19 protein-coding genes are annotated in these 19,201 nt (G+C 41.2%); all 19 read right to left on the bottom strand.

Annotation, left to right across the window (positions count from 1 at the left end):
• Window positions 1-189 precede the first annotated feature (189 nt).
• A complete protein-coding gene (locus tag J0A67_RS04945) occupies window positions 190-1,371 on the bottom strand; it encodes a glycosyltransferase family 4 protein (RefSeq protein WP_241265069.1) in 1,182 nt (393 codons plus the stop codon).
• 161 nt (window positions 1,372-1,532) lie between these two features.
• Window positions 1,533-1,925, bottom strand: coding sequence for a four helix bundle protein (locus J0A67_RS04940; protein WP_206568150.1), 393 nt, complete (start codon window positions 1,923-1,925; stop codon window positions 1,533-1,535).
• Between the two features lie 231 nt (window positions 1,926-2,156).
• Window positions 2,157-3,191, bottom strand: coding sequence for a hypothetical protein (locus J0A67_RS04935; RefSeq protein WP_241265068.1), 1,035 nt, complete (start codon window positions 3,189-3,191; stop codon window positions 2,157-2,159).
• Window positions 3,192-3,454: 263 nt separating this feature from the next.
• On the bottom strand, window positions 3,455-4,588 hold the full coding sequence (locus tag J0A67_RS04930; RefSeq protein ID WP_206568149.1) for a glycosyltransferase family 4 protein: 1,134 nt from the start codon (window positions 4,586-4,588) through the stop codon (window positions 3,455-3,457).
• 1 nt (window position 4,589) lies between these two features.
• Window positions 4,590-5,651, bottom strand: a complete 1,062-nt coding sequence (locus J0A67_RS04925; RefSeq protein WP_206568148.1) for a glycosyltransferase — start codon at window positions 5,649-5,651, stop codon at window positions 4,590-4,592.
• Window positions 5,652-5,741: 90 nt separating this feature from the next.
• A complete protein-coding gene (locus J0A67_RS04920; RefSeq protein WP_206568147.1) occupies window positions 5,742-6,683 on the bottom strand; it encodes a glycosyltransferase family 2 protein in 942 nt (313 codons plus the stop codon).
• A 9-nt stretch (window positions 6,684-6,692) separates the two neighbouring features.
• Window positions 6,693-7,649, bottom strand: a complete 957-nt coding sequence (locus J0A67_RS04915; RefSeq protein WP_206568146.1) for a glycosyltransferase family 2 protein — start codon at window positions 7,647-7,649, stop codon at window positions 6,693-6,695.
• A complete protein-coding gene (locus tag J0A67_RS04910; RefSeq protein WP_206568145.1) occupies window positions 7,646-8,740 on the bottom strand; it encodes a glycosyltransferase in 1,095 nt (364 codons plus the stop codon). Before J0A67_RS04910 ends, J0A67_RS04915 begins: the two co-directional genes overlap by 4 nt.
• Window positions 8,737-9,312 (bottom strand): class I SAM-dependent methyltransferase, encoded by a 576-nt coding sequence (locus J0A67_RS04905; protein ID WP_206568144.1) that lies wholly within the window; start codon window positions 9,310-9,312, stop codon window positions 8,737-8,739. The genes J0A67_RS04910 and J0A67_RS04905 overlap by 4 nt, the downstream gene beginning before the upstream one ends.
• Window positions 9,313-9,402: 90 nt before the next feature.
• Window positions 9,403-10,278: a glycosyltransferase family A protein gene (locus tag J0A67_RS04900; protein WP_206568143.1), complete on the bottom strand. Its 876-nt coding sequence runs from the start codon at window positions 10,276-10,278 to the stop codon at window positions 9,403-9,405.
• Window positions 10,279-11,217, bottom strand: a complete 939-nt coding sequence (locus J0A67_RS04895) for a glycosyltransferase family 2 protein (protein ID WP_206568142.1) — start codon at window positions 11,215-11,217, stop codon at window positions 10,279-10,281.
• Window positions 11,217-12,356: a glycosyltransferase gene (locus tag J0A67_RS04890; RefSeq protein WP_206568141.1), complete on the bottom strand. Its 1,140-nt coding sequence runs from the start codon at window positions 12,354-12,356 to the stop codon at window positions 11,217-11,219. The genes J0A67_RS04895 and J0A67_RS04890 overlap by 1 nt, the downstream gene beginning before the upstream one ends.
• 44 nt (window positions 12,357-12,400) lie before the next feature.
• Window positions 12,401-13,345: a glycosyltransferase family 2 protein gene (locus J0A67_RS04885; protein ID WP_206568140.1), complete on the bottom strand. Its 945-nt coding sequence runs from the start codon at window positions 13,343-13,345 to the stop codon at window positions 12,401-12,403.
• 6 nt (window positions 13,346-13,351) lie between these two features.
• Complete coding sequence (locus tag J0A67_RS04880) at window positions 13,352-14,152, bottom strand: O-methyltransferase (protein ID WP_206568139.1); 801 nt, start codon at window positions 14,150-14,152, stop codon at window positions 13,352-13,354.
• 467 nt (window positions 14,153-14,619) lie between these two features.
• Window positions 14,620-15,447 carry a glycosyltransferase gene (locus J0A67_RS04875; RefSeq protein ID WP_206568138.1) on the bottom strand — a complete coding sequence of 276 codons (828 nt, stop codon included), beginning with the start codon at window positions 15,445-15,447 and terminating at the stop codon, window positions 14,620-14,622.
• Window positions 15,437-16,150, bottom strand: coding sequence for an O-methyltransferase (locus tag J0A67_RS04870; RefSeq protein ID WP_206568137.1), 714 nt, complete (start codon window positions 16,148-16,150; stop codon window positions 15,437-15,439). Before J0A67_RS04870 ends, J0A67_RS04875 begins: the two co-directional genes overlap by 11 nt.
• The gene (locus J0A67_RS04865; RefSeq protein WP_206568136.1) at window positions 16,147-17,016 is read right to left on the bottom strand and encodes a glycosyltransferase family 2 protein; all 870 of its coding nucleotides are present in this window, start codon (window positions 17,014-17,016) and stop codon (window positions 16,147-16,149) included. The genes J0A67_RS04870 and J0A67_RS04865 overlap by 4 nt, the downstream gene beginning before the upstream one ends.
• Complete coding sequence (locus tag J0A67_RS04860) at window positions 17,013-18,275, bottom strand: glycosyltransferase family 4 protein (protein ID WP_206568135.1); 1,263 nt, start codon at window positions 18,273-18,275, stop codon at window positions 17,013-17,015. The genes J0A67_RS04865 and J0A67_RS04860 overlap by 4 nt, the downstream gene beginning before the upstream one ends.
• Window positions 18,272-19,183, bottom strand: coding sequence for an FkbM family methyltransferase (locus J0A67_RS04855; protein ID WP_317195045.1), 912 nt, complete (start codon window positions 19,181-19,183; stop codon window positions 18,272-18,274). The genes J0A67_RS04860 and J0A67_RS04855 overlap by 4 nt, the downstream gene beginning before the upstream one ends.
• Between the last annotated feature and the right edge of the window lie 18 nt (window positions 19,184-19,201).

Raw genomic sequence — 19,201 nt, 5'->3', positions numbered from 1 at the left:
CGATATCCGTGACTCCCGTCTCTTCGCTCCCGGTGACAATACCTTCGACTCACTGCGGAGACGCTCAAGGTGACAGGAATTTCGTCATACCATTGTATGGAACCGAATATTCAAGACTCGGGGCGACTGTGACTGGTCACTGCCTACTGCAACTGCCCACTATAAAACGCCAATACCTACTCCGGCTGTTTACTGATCACCTGGAATCAAAAACTCCAATTCCTCTAGCTCTTTTTTAATCCTCTGAAAATTCCCTGTCAAGGTATAATCCCTTGCTATCAGACCCTTCCCCTCCTTTCCCATGGCTTGGCGAATTTCGGGATTTTCGAGAAGTTGTAGGAGGCTCTCCTCCCAGTCTTTGTCTGACTGTGCCAAAAAGCCATTCCGCCCATGACAAACGAGCTCCTTGTTCATCCCCACGGGAGAGGCCACCACCGGAAGTCCGCAGGCCATGTATTGGATAAGTTTATAGGCACATTTGCCACGTTCCCAGGGATCATCAGGCAGAGGCATTATCCCGATATCCATGCGGTGAAGCTGTGATACCTCCTCATCCTCTGACCAGACTAGGTGCTCGACTACTCCCTCAGGCAAGTGCAGGAGATTTCTGTATTTGGCAGTTTCGCTATTGACCAAAACGAAACGAAAGGGTACTTTTTGATATACATCTGCCAAGGCTTTGGACATCAATGAGAGATACTTCAGGGTGCTAGGAGAGCCTATCCAACCGATAGTCGGCAGATCCTTTTGCCTTGGAAGACTGTCGTCTTCAGCTCCTCGGACTATGCCAGCCTTTGCTACTGGAGCCTCCTGTTGCCGAGGACTCCAGCTGTACTTTTCTTGGTCTACCACTGTTCTCAGGAAGCTGATTCGTTGAGCCCCAGCTTTCCGTGCACGTTCGGCCAAATACTCGTTGCCCACGAAGACGCAGGCTGCGGCCCTCATCGCCTGGTCTATCTTGTTAGAGAGCAGGGCCCGGACCAAGGGTCTGGGGCTTTGGTCGTAATTGTGAAAGACGGCATCGTCATAATCCAGCAGCAGGCGCAGTCCCGCTGCCCTGAGAAAGCGCTCTCCCCAGGCAGGAAGAAAGGGAAAGAGCTCCTTTTCCACCCATATAAAGTCGTATCGGAAAGCAGAAAAAAGCACGAAAAATCTTCGGAAGTAGCACTGCAATACATTCCATAGAGCCGGTTTTTGATGGCTATATACTTGCTTGAGATAGGCCTCATTAAAAAAGGGAGAAACCATTGTCCCAAAGCCTGCCTCTTTCCAAAGATCCAAGTACTGGTAGGTGCGTAGACGGCTGGAAGCGCCCATACGCGGGTACTTGGGCAGGAAGAGGATATTGGATTTCGCTTGCTTGCTTTTCAAAAAATGGGGAATAAATATTAGATATTGAGTGATTGGGTGATTAAGTGATTAAGAGATTGGGTCATTGGAAGATTGGGAAGGACCGAGCGTAAATAATTTGTCCAGTGGACATTTTTAGCTTGGGGACAGAATGCAGGGGGGATCAATGATTGGGAGCTGGATTAATTCTTGGCATTTGTCTTAAGATGTTCCCTTTTCAGGTAGAAGATAAAGCCGTTTAGCACCTTGATCGATTCCAGTACTTGGGATTTGAGGCCTTCATACAGATCAACGGAACTATATCCCTTATCCTTCGCCTCGATGAAATGGTCAATGATCTCTGCAAGAGAACCCCGTGAATTATAGTAGAATCTGCTGGAATCGAGAAAGTGAAATCTACCCCATCCTTCGGCAACATTGGCAGTAGCGGAACGTGCTGCCCGCATAATTTGGAATTTGAGTTCAAACTGTTCTTTTGGAGGTAGTTGAGGCATCACCTCCAGCCTTATCCGTTGTTTAAATTGATACGCCTTCTGCCAGCAGACCAAATCTTCAAAGCTTTCCGATGTTTTCATTTGATATGGGATTGAGTGATTGAGTGATTGGGAGATTGAGACACTCGACAGTCCCACCCGTTTACTTGGCAAAAGCCTTGAATTCATACTCTTCTTTGTCTTCTTTCATATTCAAAATTCAAAACATTAAATTTTGAGACAGCCAATTGAACAGTCTCGCTTCGGCGAGCTCAGGACGAAACCCATTTATTTTAATATTATTTGCTCTCCCAGTCTCCATTTCCCATTCTCCTACCCTCTAGCTCTCCCAACAACTCCTTTTCTCCTTCTAATCTCCTCTCTCAGCTTCAGGTCTTTCACTCGCTCCATCGCTTTCTGGATTCTTAGCTTTTTGTTGTAGGCAATCAGAAAAAAACAAAAGAGCAGAAAATAGATCATGGTCATATTTTTCATGCGCATCACCACGCCGAGATTACTAAGGGCATTCATAAAGGCCAAGGTCACCGGAATCCAAGTAATAATGCCTGCCTTTAAAAACAAAGGCATGTCCCTCAATGCTTCTGGAGTCCAGTTACGATAGATAAAAAAGCTCAAGTAGAGATATAGTATGTTTTCGAATGAACTGAAAAAAGACACAAAATTGTGCGCATCAAAAAACAAAGGCCGGAACATATAGGTAAATAGTTTTATAGGCCAAGAATAGCTACTAATGTCTACCCTTGATCCTACATGTGTAGAACTTAAATTTCCTACAGTAGCATTGGTTAAAGATTCCATAGACTGCAATGAAAGATCTTCCAACCTTAAAGCCTCTAGGGTACTTGGCAAAAGAAAAATTGCTCCTACAACAGCAAGACCACTCAATGCAATCTTATATCCGATCTTAACTTCAGATCCTAATAAAATTGCAATACCAGCCCCTGAAATCAAGGCCTGTCCAATATGTGGTCTTGCCAAATAGACAAAAAATAATGCGATTACAGCTTGCCACCATCGGCTACTGTATTTTTGTATCGCAAACAAAAACCAAGCTATTCCCCAAAAGCAAATGGCATCCTTTCCCACTCCAGCCGACCAAAAGTGAAGGTTTAGAAAGTAAAATACCGTAGGAAAAAGCGGTACACCCAAGACCTCATAATTGGTAGGAAATAAGTCGGCAGTCATTATAAAAATGTATCGAATCCCAATAAAGCCCAAAGCCCCAAAAATTATATTCCCTGTCACATATGACAAACCCAACAATTGGCTTGGAATATAGCAGATCCATAAAATAAAGGTTGTCCCCTCGCCAAAATAGGAAAACCAGGTTTTCTCTCCTTTGATCAATACCTGTTCCATTCCAAATCTCCAGTATCCTTGGGAATCTCCTCCAAAATTCAATATATACCAGGTAAAAAAGAGACTAAAAAACAGGTGGTAGGCCAAAAGGTATTGTAATTGTAACTCATACTTCTTTGGCAAGCCAAACCGCTTCGACATACTCGCATTAGAGTTGACAAGGGCGAGAATTACCAATAGGATAACTAGTATATCAAGCATTCAATTATTCCTTTTAAGGCGAGCCTAGTTATTCAAGATTTACCTAATCCCTACTCTCTTTTACCTATTCCCTTCTTCTCCAATAACTCCAGGTAAAGATTCTCTACTTCCATGCAATATCGCTCTGCACTAAAATGGGCTAAAGCTCGCTCCCTTCCCTTTTCTCCCATCTCTTGACGAAGTTCGGGCTGTTCAATTAAGATCCGAATTTTTTCTGCTAGAGATTCCGGTGATATAGGAGGTATCAAATAGCCGGTTTCTCGGTCCAAGACAATATCCTGCAAGCCCCCCACTCTTGATGCAATTACCGGCAACCCCTGAAGCATGGCTTCCGCAGCCACCAGTCCGAATCCTTCTCTAATTGATGGTACACAAAAAATATCCATTACGGAGTAAAATCGGTCAGTATTAGGTTGGTATCCTACCAAGGCTACTCTGTCAGAAATTCCTAATTCTTTTATTTTTCGCTCTACTAAAAGGCGGTCTCTTCCATCTCCCACCATCAACACCTTGAAACTGTATTTTTTGAGAAAACTGATCGCATCCAACAAATCTGTCATCCGCTTATGGTCATTGAAAAACCTACCCACAAAACCTACTACAACTGTATCCGTGTCGATACCCAGTTCATGTTGAAGTGCGGTTTTTTCCGTCTCAGAAATAAATCCTGGGATAGGCACTCCATTATTGATCAGCAGCACTTTTTTTCTGGCTATGCAAGCAGTCTCCAGTAAGTAGCGTTCCACATTCGGAGAGATTGCCGTCACTTTATCCACCATCCTACTGTACTGTCGAAGCAACCAGTTTGCCTTGCGCGATCGATTTTGTGGATCGGAGGTTTCCTCCATAATCCTTATCGGAACCCGCATCCTAGTTCCCGAAAGTGCTGTCAAACTATTACCTTCAAATACACCTCCATGCATGATGTGCGGATTGAATTCACGGATGATCGCCTGCACTTGTCGATGAATATTCCAATCAAAAGGATGCTTCATTGAACCCAAAGGAATCAACTCCACACCTTCCGCTTGAAGTGCCTCCGCAATAGGACCAGAAGCAAAGGAACAAGTCATCTTGATTTCAAAGCGCACCTTGGACAGATTTTTCGCCAAGGTTAAGCGAGTCTGTTCAACTCCCCCGGAAGAAATGGTTTCAATGCATTGAAGGACTCTGATTTTATCCATTTCAGTTATGATAGAGCTCCATCAACTGATCCATGTGTCGTTCCAGTGAAAATTTCTCCCTTATGGATATCCTGCCAGTTTTGCCAACATTTTCCCGACGACTCTTTTCAAGAGACATTATAAAATTCAACTTCCCATACAGGCCATCGTCATCTCCCGCACTCACCAGCCAACCAGTTTCACTTTCAGTAATCAGGTCTCTAGCCGCTCCTACATCTGCAGCCAAGGATGGTATCCCCGCAGCCATCGCTTCAGCCAAGGCATTTGAAAACCCTTCCGTAAAGGAATTGAGAACAAAAATATCAGCGCACTCAATTACAGAAAAAGGCTTTGGTAAATACCCTTTAAAATCTACCTGCTCTTTAAGGTCCAATTCATTGACCAAGTTTCTCAAAACAGGGAAATGATCCCCTTCCCCTACAACCGTGAATCGCACAGCCTTCCCATCTTTTTTCAAACATGCGATTACCCGCAAAACTCCCTCAATATTTTTAACGGCTTTCAGTCTTGACACCGTAAGGATATGAAATTCTGAGGACTCTGATCTTTCAATGTCTTTAATGGAAGAAAAATCTACGGGATTGGGAATGATTTTAAGCTTATCGGAAGGGACTCCGTTAACTTCACTCAAATACTTTCCGACCGGAAAGGCATTGCCCAAAATGTGGGATGGAAATTTATAAAGAAGTCGGAATGCGAATCTATGGAAAAATTTTTGGTTGGGAATTCCGATTTCTTCTGAGATCAGCTTCTTTACTCCTGTAATTTTGGCTGCAATTATGCCATGAAAATTAGCCTCAGCACCAGACGTATGTACCATGTCAGGCCGCTCATTTTTAAAAAATCGCAACAACTCAAAAATTGCCTGAAGACTTGGGATTGTGTAACTCGTTTCCAGTAATACCACTCTTTTCCCATTTTTCTCAATTTGCTTTGCAGCGTCACCTCCTGTTCCCAAGGCACAAAAAACCCATTCATTGGAATCATCCACTTTGGAAATAGTCGCTAGTCTTTGTTCCAATCCTCCAAAATCCAGAAGAGTGCACAGTCGGATGATTTTCATCTGTTTATATTTTGTTTATTTAATTGGCCAGATTGAATCTCGCTTGGCAAATAATTATTTCCCTGTTTGTTGCCGCCGAAATGCTCGATTTCATTCCTTATAAATATATCGAAGACAAAATTTCAGGTAATTCCTAATCAGATCCCTCCCCCCGGAAAATTTCATGAAGTTTCGTAAAAGGCCAAAAGGTGGACAGTAAGGAATTCGTAGTAATCCATCCTCCCTTTTTAAGTTCTTTAGGAGCTCTTTTGCATCATCATTATTTTGGGCATCTATAAGGTATGGGAAAAGATTAAAATAAACATACCGATTCCGGAACACCTCAAAATCCGCCGGGAAGTTGTCCCCATATCCCGAATAGAGTTTATTCCTAAGGATTTTGTAAGAAAGAGATCTTCTCAATGGAAATACCCTATTAGTAGCCTGTCCAGCATCCTCATGGCTATAGAACACCAATTTGGAAAAGTTGTAAACAGGTCTTTCAAAAAACAAAACCGCACGAAACCAAACATCCAAATCTTCACCTCTTGCCAAACTTTTGTCAAATCCAGGATTATGAAGAAAAAAAGATTTCCTGATTACAGTAGCAGAAGTAAAAAATAAGGTATTGATAATGGCGCGTTTGAAATAATCATCCATTTGAAACCAAGCTTCAGGATGCAGCTTGCCAAATTCTGCCATTTTTTGGGCATAGCTGCATCCGAAAATACCTGATGTGGGAAATTTCTCAATCCCGCGTTGCATGTTTTCCAGATAGTCAGTCCGCCAAAAGTCATCTGCATCCAAAAACGCAATCCAAGGATGCCTAGATTCTTGGATTCCCCGGTTCCTGGCTTCAGAAACCCCTCGATTTTCTTGAGAAATTAATTTGACTCTTTCTCCGTATTCGAATACAATTTTCTCTCCGCCATCTGTAGAACCATCATTGACCACGATGACTTCATAATTCTGAAAAGTTTGCTCCATCACCGAGTCAAGCGCTCTCTTGATGTATTTGGACTTGTTATATAGGGGGATGATGATGGAGAACATACTTTTTAATTATGAATTCAGAATTCTCTTTAACCGCACAGCATTCTTAAATCCTATCCATTTTGAGATTTGCTGAAATCTGGGTCCGCCGATAAGAACTGGATTGGAAAAGGCAAATTTTTCGATCTCCTTTTCTGCCTCCCGGATCAAATCCGGATACTTAGGATGGGTAACGTATATAAACCTTAAGTAATTTTTCGCAAGAGCTTCTATCACCCGATTAGAATTTTCTCTTTTGAGTAGCTCTCGCTCATAGCAACGGTAACTCTCCAAGAGTGATTGGGATGCCTGATAGGATTTTTGCTGGGAAACATTGGATTGACCAGGCTTTCTATAAAACACTCTTCCTGAAGGTTCAAAAAGTACGGCTTTGGCGTGAACCAATACACGTAAGAAAAATTCCCCATCTTGATTTACCGTAATAGCTTCATTCCATGGACCAGCTTTTTCGATCAAATCTCTTGGTACCAAATAGGAAGAGTCTGCCATCATTTCTGAATGGTTGAAAAAATCTAGGCACATATCAATTGAATCTGGATAATCTTTAAAAACATTTAAACTCCATCTTTGACTCTGTTCCGGCATATCTGAAAATGTAACCCACTCACAGGTCGCAATTGCACCCGAACTTTTTCCTATCAACAACCCAACTTGATTTTCAATCTTTTCTGGGAACAATAAGTCATCAGCGTCCAAAAATTGAATAAACTCGCCCTTGGCCACTTGAATACCTTTATTGGTTGCTTGGGAAACGCCTGAATTTTTTTGGGTAACTAACTGAATTTTTTCGGGAAAGTCTCTAGCATAGGTTTTCAGAATATCTAAAGATCCATCTGTAGAACCATCATTCACCAACACGATCTCTGTATTGGAATAGGTCTGTGCCAAAGCCGATTCAAGGGTTTCGCGGACAATGTCAGCTTTATTATACACAGGGATGATAATGGATACCAAGGGATGATTCATGACCTATTTTCTAAGGAAAGTTCATCAGAATACAGCTTAAACAATTCTTGACAGTAATGATCAACTGAAAATCTAGCCGCTTGCTTTTTGGCCTTCATTCCCATTTCCTGACGAACTGAAAGATCAAGATCCTTAAAGAAAAGCATTGCTTTTTTTAATTCATCTAAACTAGTTGGATCAATTAATACCCCCGAACCTGAATCCCCCAAGATCTCTGATGCCCCTCCAACTCTTGTCACTACGGAAGGTAAACCTGCATGCATGGCTTCTGCCAAGGCTAAAGAAGACCCCTCCGTGAAAGAGGGCAAAACAAATACATCCGCCTCTGTGAGGAGATCAAAAACTTCTGCCTGGTACCCATGAAACGTGACATATCTGTCAACCTGAAGCTCTTGGACCAATTTTTTCAAACTTTTACGTTCCTCCCCATCTCCTACAATCCTAAGGTGCGGGCGGAAATCAGTTTCATGAACAATAGCTGCCAAAGCCTGAATCACCGATGAAATATTTTTGATCTCCGTTAATCTCGAAATAGTAATAAATTCAATAGCCTCCCCCTCCTGAACTAGTTTTTGTTTTACTTCAGGCAGTTCGATAGGATTATAGACTACTTGGGATCTTTGCAGGGGTAGTTCTCCTATTTGAAAAAGTTGCCTCCTAACTGCTTCAGAAACGCAAATAACCCGATGTGCTAAGCGATAAGTGAAACTAAATATCCATCGGTATAAAAAATGATGTTTAGGGAACCCTATCTCCTCTCCTATGCGCAGAGGTACTCCGGCAATCGCTGCGGCCAAAAGTCCATGAAAATTAGCCTCTGCCCCGACCGTATGTACCACATCGAAACCCTCTTTGCGAAAAAGCTTAGCCAACTGATAGATCAAAAAAAAATCCGGGATTTTGGCTTTTTGGTTGAGCACAAAAACCAAATATCCTTCACCTGTCAATTTTTCAGATATTCTTCCCCCTTTTCCCAATGATATCGTCTGAATACTCATAGTAGGAATAGATCGGAAACCCTTCAAAATCAGTTCAGTTACCTTCTCTACCCCACCAAAATCCAATTCAAAAACGACACGCGCAATTTTCAAGAATCGATTTTTCTTAAAGCAAAACTTGGAGAAATTCTCATTTCCATAGTCAAATAGATGATTTCCCAATCATGTAAAGTACAGAATTCATACACTGCCTCGATCACTCCATACTTCCAAGGCACCTCGATCTCGCCCACGATAAAGTCATGCCCTGAAATAATACCTCTCGGCTTCACCTTAGGTAAATACAGATCAAGTTCTCGTCGCGTGATCTTGAAATCATGCACTGTATCTATATAAATCCAGTCAAAATAATTGTCGGGAAACTGCTTCACCACTTCTGTTGATAGACCTCGATTAATTTCGACTTTTCCAGATTTGATCTCTGGCTGGAATCGTTGACTGACCTCGTGAAAAAGTTTCTCCGGGTAGCGATCGCTATGCCATAAATCCACCAAATGCAGCTTGGAAGGCTTATTGATATTCAAAATCTTTTGGCTAAAGTCACCATAGTCTACCCCCAATTCGGCTACAACGCCATTTTTGGGGAGTAAAGACAGCATTTGTTCTCTTGTTGCCAACAGGCTTGCATGCTGAACATGCTGATATCCAATTTCTGGAATGGGCATGGATTCAAATCGAGGCTTTTGGATCAACCGGTGCCTCTTCGTATAGTATTGAAAAAACTTCTGTTTAATTCGGTTTAACATAGTTTGCTTTTATCTTTTTGTTTCAACCCCGCTCCTCAAATCAAAATACTCCTTAACAGCCCCTTTATTAATGGAATGGCAAACCCTCCAAATAGCCAAAGATTCCTTTGGAGAAACGGACAAAAATCTCTTGACGGCAAAACGATATCTCCTGACGATAAAATCCAAAATATGCCATTTAAACTTTTTGGGGGTTCTTTGATATTTCCTAGTAAAAGTACCCCCAAGCAAACGACGGTATTTATTGACCAAGTCTTCTGTACGATACCTCGCTGGATGCTTTACCAATATATTTTCCCGGTAAACAATAGGATACTTCGTATTGATCTTTCCCGAGAGTTCTGAATCTCCGTTGGATTTAAGAGTACTGTTGAACCGTCCAAACTCATCCATAACGGATTTATAGGAAAACCAATTGGCGGTAATTGCGTGCCCCTCGGAAGCATAAACCTTGGTAGTAAATCCAGTATATTTCTCGTAAACCTCTGCATCGCTCAGCTTGGTTGGATCCTTAAAAAAAATGGAAACCGGGCCCGTCAAAATCCCGATCTCCTTCTTGAAATCCAGGGAAAAAACTTCCCAAGCGTGCTTCAGCCATTCTATATCCGGTAGACAATCCGAATCGGTAAAAGCAACAATATTTCCTTTGGCTGCTGCAATTCCCTTATTTCTAGCTGCGTAGGAACCGGGGTTGGGTTCTTCAAAAACCGTCAAGCTATATCTGAGGGACAGGCCTTCAGGCAAAAGCAAGGGTAAATCGGGATCGTTATTGACTACAATTACCTCCCAATTATCCGACGGTAGTGTTTGGGATTCCATTGATCGAAGAACGAGCAGTAATCCGCCAAAATTTTTGTAGTGAGGAATAATAATCGAAATAAACATTTATCTCCTGCCTTTGAACACGATTGACTTATGGAACGACAAAAAAACCTTAAACCCCCTTGGATAGGCTAGTAAGCCAAAAATATTCGAGAAATAATAGCTAAGTCCAGCTGCCAATTCCTTTTCCTTCATCGCATAGTAAAACAGGTGGAAACGAATATTGAAAATCTGTGACTTGACACTGTTTCTACCTGGAAATGCAGCATCCAACAGTTGGTAAGTATTCAACGAGAGTTGTGATTTCCTATAACTGCTTTTAGAAGACCAAAGTCCCTGCGGGTGGATTCGATATACAGACGGGCCAATGTTTGCATCAAAATAAAAATCTCCAAACTTTAAGGTATAGACCCAAAGGAAAGTATCTCCATTGATTACCACTTTTTGAAACTCCATAGGAAGTTTAAAAATCAAAGGTTTGCGAAAAATTACTGAGGCTGATGGGATTTCAGGTTTTTCAGAAATAAAATCATCTAACCTCCAATTTCGTTTTTCGTGTTTTTGGATAGAACTAGAAATTATCTTGCCATTAATGTCGCATTTGTGGCGGTTATGGAATGAACCAATGTACTGTGGATGGGATTCCAAAAAATCAACTTGTTTTTGAACCTTAAAGGCATCCGTCCAATAATCATCCCCGTCACAAATTGCAATAAAGTCGCCCGTACAGTTGTCCAAAGCCCACAAATAGTTCAGCGTTGAGCCTAGGTTTTTTTCCTGTCGTTTGTATTTGATCCAATTTCCTTGCGGATGGTCTTGAGCAAACTTCAAGACAACTTCCTCCGTATTGTCTGACGAACAATCGTTGGAAATCACCAATTCAATATTAAAATCAGCCTTTTGATTCAATACCCCGTCAATTGCATCGCCAATGAATCTTCCTACATTATAAGCAATCATGCAAACACTTAACTTAGGCTTGACCATCGTTTGATTCTCCATTAGACTCGATAAAATTTGAACATGGAATCGAGAAAAGCCTTCCGCCCACATTGTTCAACCGCCATATCCCTAATGACACCTGGGTCATAATTATGATAGTTATCCTTCAAATGAAGAATTGCTTCAGCCATGGCCTCCGCATCCCGCACCGGCACGACTAAACCCGTTTGGGAGTTGATGGTATCCTCTACACCTCCGTTGGCTGTGCTGACTACTGGAAGCCCACACATCATCGCCTCCCTCAGGGCGATACCATGAGGTTCTTGGATGCTAGGTGAAACAAATATATGGGCTTGATTAAGCACATCTGAAACCTTTTCTCGAGTAATCAAAGGAAAAAAGTCCCCATTTTCATAGATACCTAACTCTCGGCTTTTTTTCACAAATAGGTTTTCGGACGCATTTGTTGATTTTGCATCCGCACCCTTTCCGATCATAATAAACCTGACACTTGGACTATGTTGAACCACCAGTGCCATTGATTCTAAGAATTCTACAGCGCCTTTGATGGGCAGGGAATTGAGAATGGTAGCAACGGTGAATGTATTGTTCCTTCTTTCGAGGTCAATTCTGTAGTTACCCTCATCCACTAGATTCCAAATCACTTCGGGATTGCATGCTGGCTGATTCATCATCACCTGTCTCCGCTCATCGTAGCTGACGGCGGCAGTTTTTTTCGCTGCCTTAAAAGCATCCATGATAAGGGTAGAGCGCAGTTTGGAGTAATAGTGGAACACAAAAACCTGGTGCTCCAAGATAACAAAAGGTATCTTGGCGAGTCCGCTGATATAACATGCATATATCCCAGCATCCATCCCACTTTGGGCATGGATCAGGTCCGTTTTCCATCCTATCCGAATCAGGCTTTGGTAGGCTTTCCAAAATAACCTCCGTTCCAAACCGATCTGCAAGAAATCTGGAACACGCCTATTGGCCGGAAACCTAAATCCGAAAGCCGGAGGGTTTTGCTCGACTATCTCTGAAGATAACGGCCAGGTAGACCTGAACCATGACTCGATATAAATCCAAATCCAAACAAGTAGGGGCTGGGATTTCTTCTCTCCATAAAGCAATTGTATTTCTAATCCCGGTTTCCCATTGAGAAATTGTGCCTGCTCTTGGAAATAGGATCCATGCAAAGGTCTGGTTGGAGTGGGGTACCAAGACGGTATAATTAGAATCTTCAGTGCTTTTTTGATTGGTTATTTTTAATCAAATAGTGGACTTTGAGAGGAACTATCTTAAAAAGTGAAAGAATACCAGGGGAAAGTCCATTCCGAAAGACAAAAGCCAATACCAACCAAAAACTTGAAGAACGGATATCGATATAAACTAGGGCCCTGTAAAATTCGTTCCGAAAATATGTTTTGACACTCTCCACCAAAAGAGCATGGCCTCTGAAGTTTGAGTAAATCTTAAAATAGTATGGAAGCATTTCCTTATACTTCGTTGATTTGCTCAGACCTTTGAACCTATTTGTTAAGGAAGCATTGTCATCAAGCCTCCAGAAAAATAGAGATGTTTTCTCGAATATAACCTTTGGCGAACAAAGTAAAACTCTGTTAAAGAACTCAGATTCCTGTCCCTTTTTTAATGTCTCGTCAAAATCCAGATCATTGGCGTTAAGGAAATCCCTTCTGAACATCGGAACAGGGGTAGGAATCCAGATTTTCCCTATAAGGGAAATATACTTTTTTAGATCAAGTTCCAGGTAGTGGGATGAGTCGATATATGATTCATTATTATTGGTATTTAATAGACGGCAATCCCCAAATACGATATCAGCATTTTGATTTATGGAAAAAGCCTCAACCTTGTATTTAATCATATCTATATCCATCAAATCATCTGAATCAAACCAGTTGACTAGGTCCCCAGAGGACATTTGCAGTGCAAAATTTCTACAAGAGTTGCCACCCTTTGGGACGCTATCGGGTCTTTTGAAAGTCTTAAATCTAGAATCCAACCTTGAAAAGAGTGAAATAATGTTCCACGAATCATCTGTACTCCAATCATCAACTATGATACATTCCCAATCAATGTAGGATTGACATCGGATGGAAGTCAAGGTCTCAATTAAATATTTTGATTTATTAAAGTTGGGAATAAGAATTGAGACCTTGTGCATTAATAATTAAGAAGGATTTGTAAAACAATGGTCTCCAAAAGACAACCTTGAGTAACGCATAAAATCCTTTCTTTCCGTAAATCCAAGTTCACTAAAAAGCGAATCAATCAAGAATAGCTCATCCGGCCGATTCGTATCATCGACGAAGACAATTGTTTTTTGGTTAATTAGGTCAAACTTTTTCAAAAACTTAAGTGCGCCATATCTAGAATGCTTGCAAATACCACCGAATGGCCCATCAACGATTATCAAATCGAAACCTTCTTGGGTAATCAAGTGATCATCCGGAATATCATACCAGGTCCCGGAATTTCCCAGAGAAAACTCACTGTTTATCTTTAATTCAAAAGGAAAAATTATCCCTTTTTTCGAATCAGAAATATGGTTCTCTATGAGGTTAACCCAATTCAAATCATTATCTACACTAATAAAGGATGTGTCTAAAGAGTTCTTTCTTAAAAAATTACTTATGATGACTGTAGAAATACCAGTCCCAAATTCCAAAATTCTTTTTGGCTTACTTACCAAAATATCATTTAAAATATGCTGGATAGCCTGATAAGACATCGAAAAAGATGTGTCAGGAACAAACTTTTCGGGGAAGTATTCCTTCAAAAGCAATATTGCTTTGGTTTCCCTCTGTCGAAACTCGAAAACTCTGGCTAAACTATCATTACTTTCTCGAATAACCCTATTTAGTTCGTTAATTCCAAAAATCTTATTTCTTATTTTTTTTAATGAATAAAGAATCATCGAATCAATGATATTAAATGTGGAATTTAGTCTTTCTTTGAATGTATACGCCATGATCTTAGAAACGTAGATTTTTACCAGCAGACACACTTCGAAACATCCGTTGGATGGATGCGACAATTTCTTGATTTACCAATATGAAAGGCAATCCTGCTGTCTATCTCTATAACATTTATATCTTTTCTAAGCCATACCAATAATCTTTTGTAGCCTAGGTGTTTGACTACGGAACCTAAATACATCAAATGTCCGAAAGTTTGAGAGAAAGGCTCTATCAAAGTTGACTAAAATGACAAGTTTGAAAATCTCTTTCCTTATCTGCACTTTAGCAAGGCTGGAGTTTAAATTTAAGATGCCAAGAAAAAATGATAGAGTACAAAATTGATTAAATTATTAAATTTAATTGTAATTACATAAGTTTTATTGTACAGCATGCTTATACAAAATCTCTAGCACAGTTTGTTATTACATGTAATTTAGGCATGGCTAATGATTAATTAACACCTAAGGTTAACCTAAACTCATTCAATCAATTTTGGACCAAAAATCCTCACTTTAACCTTTTCAAATGTTCGCCTAAAAGACCTGATTGTGAATTTCAGGACATTAATCTGCTTCGGTTTTTTTTGAAATTCAAAGCCAAATAAAGCCTTCAGATCAGGTTGGCTAAACTTGAAAACCTCTCCGTAAAAACTTGTGCTGACATTTAGACCATGTACGGTTACGCACCACATCGGGATTTGATTCTTGATCTCCGTTTTTTTGGGGTCATCGCTGTAGTTGATGTGCAGTTTGTAAAAAACAGTCAAAAACCCGTCTGTTTTACGTTTTTCAACCAACGAAATGAATGCGTTGTAAAAATGATATTTCGTGGAAGATACCCCAGTTTCGATATCATAAACCAATCCTTTATTGAAATTTAAGGCCTCATAATCCTGGAAATTGAACCGCTGCTGCACACTTTGGATATAGTCCCAGTGGAGCATGTCATCAGTATCCACTCTGCTGGAAATCAGATAGCCAAATTCCTGACCGAAGTACTGATGAATGTCCTCATTTATTACCAATTTGAGGCTAAAGTGGGAAAACTTACGCTTGACAAGAAGAATAAATGGGTACGGGGTAATCAATTCCTTTAAGGAGTTATAAACTGCTGGCGTAGTCTCACTATCCACATATATCATCCAAGTGAAATTCAAATTGGACTGCTTAACGACCGACGGAAAACAGTATTTGCGAAATATTTCAAACCTTTCTAGAAGCCAGAACTCAGGATCAAAGCCCTTCTGGGCCATTTTTGTTTTGTAGTAGATATTGAATCTGGTGAACAGTATATGCTTAAAGTCCATGATCTGGTTTTTTATAGATGCTTGTTTGGGTGAATTTCTTGGAACCATGAGAAGGTCCCAGTGTACATTCGTAAAACCATGGCTCCAACAAATTCAAGCTAGGCGTATAAGACCTCCGATTCGAATTGTCAAGTACGAGAAAACCTCCAGGCTTTAGTTTCCCGATAGCATTTTGTATACAAGCATTACGCGCCCGCCCATCTATTAGGATAAGATCGAAATGGCTTGCGGGAAACTCTAAAATACTATTTACATATTCATGATAATCGATGCCATCTTTTGCCTCATCCAATACTGCTCTTTCAAAAGAACCTGATAATTGGACCCCAGGCTTCCAAGAAAGGTGCAGGTTGGAAAACTCGGCCAACTCCTCCTTTACTTTCAAGTACCAGGAGTGATAATGCTCCACGCTATAAACTTCCGACGCACGCTCAGCAAAAAACCTTGTTGAACCACCGCTGCCATACTCAAAAACCCTCATATTTTTATGCAGGATGTTCTCCAGTTTCTTAATTGCTCCGTATGTAATCCAGGGCATTCCAAGATCTAAAGGTGTTTTGCTACGATCCCGATTCGATTCAATATACTTACTGTAAAAGGGCAAAATCTTGTGAACTGATGTACCTGCGATAATCGCACGGATAGTTTCCTTGAAAAACCATAAATGTATATGAAGCAGGGAATGCTGGAATATTTTTTTCACCGACTTGACGAGATAATTTGATAGGCTTTTCTCCGAAGTTGCAATTCTATGTAATAGATTTTACAGAAGAAAAAATTGACTTTTTCTGGAAGAACAGCACCCTGTTCTCGACAAAAGTTTCCAACCGCACCAGACCAAAAATACTTTTTCCTCAAATCAAAAATTCCTTGGTCCACAAGGTAAAGTCTGATGCGCTCCCTCAGGCTCAACCAATTGAAATTCCGAAATTTCGCATTTTCCAAGTTTGTACTTACTGAATTCAGAGTCTTATGTATCAAAGTCATGAATCTACTATCAAATATGACATTTGGGTTAATGCAGACCAAACGAAACATTAAATCATACTCTTGGCTGCTAGAAAGACTTTCGTCCCAACCACCGACTTCGACCAAGCTACACCTGTTCCAGAGGTTGGCGCATGTGTCTCCCAGCTTTCCGCGAATGAGCCCTTTCCAAACGTCTCGGTCGGCTTTTCTAAAATGCCTGCGACCATCCGGAAAAACGTGGATGCTGTTGCCGACCACAAACGGACTATGCTCCGAAACAAGCTCGATTTGACCTGCAATTTTGTCAACCAAAATCTCGTCATCAGCGTCTAAAAATTGGATCCAAGAACCTTTGGAACAGGCCAATCCAAGGTTTCTAGAAGCACACCCACCTCGATTTCTACCGTTGGGATGTTGCACAAGCATTACTTGTTCAAATCTGCGCGACAAGTCCTGAGCCAGTTCGATCGAGCCATCCGATGACCCATCATCCACGATTATTACTTCCAAGACAGAGGCAGAATCAATTACCGAGCGCACTGCCCGCTCAAGCGTAGTGACACTGTTAAACACTGGAATAATAACGGATATAAGGATCATACTACCACCTGTTTATACAATGAGAGTAGCCTTTCACCTAGCACATCTATGTCATAATTTTTCTTAACGTATGATTTTGATGCATGCCCCATCTCCTTAAGCCTTTCTTCATTCCGGAGAAGATTTACTATTTGATAGGCAAATTCATGAACACTTCCGGGAGGCAGCAAATAACCTGTAACGCCATCTTTTACTCCCTCGCCAACCCCCCCCACATCAAATGCAACAACGGGTATTCCCATTGCCTGCGCCTCCATCAATACTAAACCTTGGTTTTCTGCACGTTTGGTATCTTTTTGCTCCCGCCCAGTGTAAACAAACAAATCAGCCGAAGCCAAAACAGACCTCACTACTGATTGCTCTTGGCCTCCCAATAATTTAACATACTCTGAAAGCCCCAAGTTTTGAACCATGGCTTTGAGTTGGAAATCCATGGGACCTTTTCCAATAACAGTCAATCTAACATTCGAAAATCTAATCTCCTTGACTATATGTCGCATAACCATAACCGCAGTGTCAGGACCTTTCCAGTCCACGAGCCTCCCAATAAAAACTAAGTGGAAATTTCGATCCGATACCCTACTAACTTCATCCTTTGATCGGTCAAAAAGCTTGGTATCGAGGCTCTCGGGCAAGAGCCAAACCTTGGACTTTACCTCGGGGTTTACTTGGTTAAGTAAATTTCCAGTGTATTGGGAGTTGACTGTTAGCGCCTTGGCAACCCTAAACATTGGACGATATAGCTTCCGATTAATTAGGTATTGGTTTGGTACCAAATCATATCCATGAAAACTCACAATAATTGGAATTGAATTAAGCAAACCTATCTCAGTAAATGCTGACAAAAATACGCCCACCTGGCCAAAATGTACATGGATCAACTCACAAGACTCAATCGTACTGAGGCGAGTAAAATGCAAAAAATGAGTCAATTTCAAACCCGAAGACCCAAAATTGAAGGGATTTATTGATTTAAGGAAGCCTGGGAGAGTACGTAAAAATCCATTAGATCTAAAGAATCTCCACGCTTCTGCGAGCCTTCCAGAGTAACTTTTTGGTAAAACAGCGACCGTCGTGAGCCTATGTTCGAGTCCATATCCATGATACTGATGGTGCAGCCTATCGAAATCACCAGGGTAGAGTGCAAAAATTCTTACATCAACTCCTTGTCGGATTAGAAAAATAATCTGGTTGAGGATGAATGTTTCCGTCAGAGTTGGGAATTCATTGAGCAAAAAAGCAATCTTTTCCGGCTTCAAAAAATTGCGTTTTTGTTGTGCAAGGTGGACAAATGGGCCTGTTTGAAGGCGAAAATGTTGTCATGGTGGGGTAGATCGTCAGCAGAATGAACGGGTACCAGACGCGATATGCGTTCCTTTGAAATTGAAAATCTAAATACTTTATAGTGGTGAACTTCCGTTAGAAACCAAAAGAGGTCTCCAATAGAGTACTGGAAATTTAGCCTCGTCAAGGAACACTCTATCACCAAAATTGGCCCGTCAGCACAAGAAAGAAGCATTTTGGCTCCCTTCAGCACTTCCATCTCAAAACCCTCTACGTCGACTTTCAACAGCCTGACACGTTTCGGTCCTAGTTCTGACAAAATATTATCCAAGACAGCCACTCGAATATCAAATGATGGAGCGCCTTTGACAAAATCGACCATTGAAGCTGCACCTCGATTGATTTGGAGGTTAGAGTAAATCTTGGCAGTGCCTGAAGAACGACCCAGTGCACACTCATAAATCGCCACTTGGCTTAATCCATTGACTTCTATGTTTCGCCTGAGAATTGGAATGGTTTCCGGGTGAGGCTCAAATGCCATGACCATGCCATCCTTGCCAACACGTAAACCACAAAACACTGATATCAGGCCAATATTCGCCCCCGCATCAACAACTGTGTCTCCTCGGGTAAGTAAACAATCCAAAACATGGAGTAGTCCCTTCTCATAAGTCCCGGTAAAGAAAATTTTCTTTTCTAAACCTCTATCTACGGATGGCTGAATAAAAAGTGGAAATCCGTAAAGGGTTTTGGTGAGAATTTCACCGCTCGGGATTTTATCGAAAAATACCCGATCTATCAACTTCAGAATCCGTCCATGACCAAACGGGCGCCGGTCAATAAGGTAGGATTTGATTTTATGAAGGTGGTGGCTAAAGCTCACAATAACTTATCTAACTGA

The organism is Algoriphagus aestuariicola (genome assembly GCF_017254835.1).
Lineage (GTDB): Bacteria > Bacteroidota > Bacteroidia > Cytophagales > Cyclobacteriaceae > Algoriphagus > Algoriphagus aestuariicola.
The sequence above is the reverse complement of the archived record's forward strand: the minus strand, read 5'-3'. Positions and strand labels throughout refer to the sequence as shown.